This is a genomic window from Xanthomonas sp. SHU 199 (assembly GCF_000364665.1).
GTDB lineage: Bacteria > Pseudomonadota > Gammaproteobacteria > Xanthomonadales > Xanthomonadaceae > Xanthomonas_A > Xanthomonas_A sontii.
In genome coordinates, this window is sequence record NZ_AQOI01000751.1 from 1 (window position 1) to 1,950 (window position 1,950).

Annotated in this window: 1 protein-coding gene and 1 pseudogene; both read right to left on the reverse strand. The window is 65.1% G+C overall.

Going from position 1 to position 1,950, the window contains the following annotated elements:
- Window positions 1-780, reverse strand: a 780-nt coding sequence (locus D183_RS0120920; protein WP_441366716.1) for a PDC sensor domain-containing protein, incomplete at its 3' end; no start/stop codon positions are given.
- Window positions 781-1,568: 788 nt separating this feature from the next.
- Window positions 1,569-1,950: pseudogene (locus D183_RS0120925) on the reverse strand (methyl-accepting chemotaxis protein); the annotation flags it as partial.

A 1,950-nucleotide genomic window follows, 5' to 3' on the forward strand; every position in this document is an offset into this window, starting at 1 on the left:
CGGCACCGCGACACCCAGTGCGAAATGCTCCTGCGCCTGGCCGATCTGCAAGGGCACGTAGATCTCGACATCGGTATCGCCGGTCTTCGCATCGACCGTCTCGCGGTCGACGGTCTCGCCCTTGGCGATCTGGGCGAGCAAGGCACGGTTCGCGGCATCGTCGAGCCTCTTGCCGACCAGTGCAGGGTCGCGATCGGCGATGATCGCGCCGCCAGGCGAAAGCAGCCGTACGTGTCCGACGCCGAGCGGGTGCAATTTCGACAGGCGTTCCTGCAACTTGGCGAGGCCGATGTCGGTATTCATCACCGCAAGCAGCTTGCCGTTCTCGATCACCGGGGTGCTCAATGTCGTAATCAGGACCTTGCTGCCGCCGATATCGTAGTAATACGGCTCGATCAGCGCCTGCCTGCGCTCCTTGCTCGGGCGCAGGTACCAGTCGCCAGCGCCCGGCGTGGCGTAGTCCAGCTGTGGCTGGCGGATCAGCTTGTCGCCTTGCCAGGCCCAATAGACCATGTAACGGCCGCTGGCGTCATGCCCCTCGCTGCCTGCGTACTGCGCGTCCTTTCCATCGAATGCCTGCGGTTCCCACATCGTCCCCATGGCGGTCCAGTCGGGATGTTGCTGCAGTTCCCTGCGCATGATCTCGCTGGCGTTCGCGCGCGCATTGCCGTCCTGGGTGCGCTGTACCAGCATGGCGTTCGCCAGTGCCTGGTTGGCGGAAAACGCGGTGTTCATGTCGCCTGCGATGCGCTTGGCTTCCAGGTAGGCGGCGTTGGTCATGCCGGCCTTGGCCGAGGTCAGCAGCGCTTGGCTGCTTTTTGCGTAGATCAGCAGCGCGGTGATGCCGAAGCACAGGGCCGCGATTGCAGAGACACCAATCATCAGGCGCGTGACGACGCTGCTGGTGCGATGGGGACGGGGCATAGTCATGTCTTTCCTCAGGTCGATGTGAGATGGGGAGGGGCATGTATGGGCGGGTGGTCATGTGCCATACGTAACGTGAATGCGACTTTGGTTTTGCGTTTATCGGCAACGAATCACATAACTTGATCTTTTTTTTGCGCGCAGGTTGACCGGCGCACGCCGAGATCGGTTGGCATGCAAGGGAGAGGCGGATGGCGCGAGCCGCATGTCCCGCTCCAGGACGGGAGGGCGTACAGCGCCCAGGCCGTCGATTCGGTCGGCAGCCGGGACGCGGGAACGCGGATGCTCGGAATCGGCTGGTGGGGACGTCGGCGGGACGAGGAAGCGCTTGCCCCTGGCGGAGAAGCGTCAGAAGCGTCTTCCCGAACGTAGTCGGCGGGTTCCTTGCCGGACGCTCCGGGTGTTTGACGCAGTGCGGCCCTACGCGCCATGCCGGTGCAATGACCGCTTGCCGTTGAGTGACGGCGCTTGGGCGCTCTTCAGCACGATCCAGGCTTGAACACTGGAGTGGAGGGGCATGTGCCTGCGAAGTCGGCAGGCATCGGGGCGTTCTGCGAAGGAGAGCGCCGAGCTGCAAAGAGGCAAAGACGGTGCGGCAAGACGATACGGTGGCCACGCCGCTGTCGGCGTGGCCACCCGGCCGATCAGAACTCTTGCCAGTCGGTGTTGGCGCCGACGGCGACAACGGCACGCTTGGGTGCGGTGCGTGCGCCTTGTGCGACGGGTTTGACCGGCGCCTTGGCCGGTCGCTTGGTGCCGGCAGTGACGAGCGCGGCCGGTGGTGCGGAACTGCGCGGTGCCGTCGGCGCCTGCTGGTCGATCTTGAACAGGGCCACGGCCTGGCTGAGCTGGCCGGCCTGATCCTCCATCGAACGCGCGGCGGCGGTGGCTTCTTCCACCAGGGCGGCGTTCTGCTGGGTGGCCTCGTCCATCTGCATCACGGTCTGGTTGACCTGCTCGATGCCGGCCGACTGTTCCTGCGAGGCGGCGGAGATCTCGCCCATGATGTCGGTGACGCGCTGCACC